Below are 681 nucleotides of genomic sequence, written 5' to 3' on the forward strand. Positions count from 1 at the left end.
CCCGCAAGGTAATGATGATGACGACTCCAACCGACTCAACCGTTGACATATCCCTGAAATCACCCCGCGCGACCTTTGCCATCGCGATTGATAAACTCAACTACCCTGAAAAAGCAAAATGGGCCTTGGGTCTACGCGCCATCGACCCTCGTGCCGAGTTTTCCTCCGTGGCCTGGTCAGATAACTCCATCGGTGACATCTTCTACGTGTGCAGTGATGGCAAAGTGTTGAGCCAGGACACCGTTACCACCAAGGCATCGAGTTACTTCTTGACCGTCGCCATGAACACCCTCATCCCGAGCAGCCAGCAGGAGGGCTTAGTCGAGATTTACTGGGAAGTGCTGCGCAGGTCTAACGGTCAGATAAGTCGTTCGCCTACTGAGACGTATCTGATCAAGAAAACCCACCCTGCAGGCATAGACCTTAGGCCGGACATCTCCGGGCACGATGGATTGCGCGTGGTGGCTGAAAGTTTTCCGGAATACTCGGATTTTGATGCAAACACAGCAGCAAACGGAATGTGGACTCTGGTTGATAAGCATCAGAACGCCCGTATGAACGACTTGGTTTCCGTCTTTTTGGACGGTGTCCCCACCGAACACCGTTTGAGCGCCGCAGAGGCCGCCGGGGATGGGCCGTATCGGGTGTTCATTAAGCCGTCGACTTTTCAGAAGATCAGTC

1 pseudogene is annotated in these 681 nt (G+C 53.7%); it reads left to right on the plus strand.

The window, feature by feature from the left end:
• Positions 1-17 precede the first annotated feature (17 nt).
• Positions 18-681, plus strand: a pseudogene (locus FW764_RS28080) (hypothetical protein); the annotation flags it as partial.

The organism is Pseudomonas sp. 1152_12 (genome assembly GCF_052850675.1).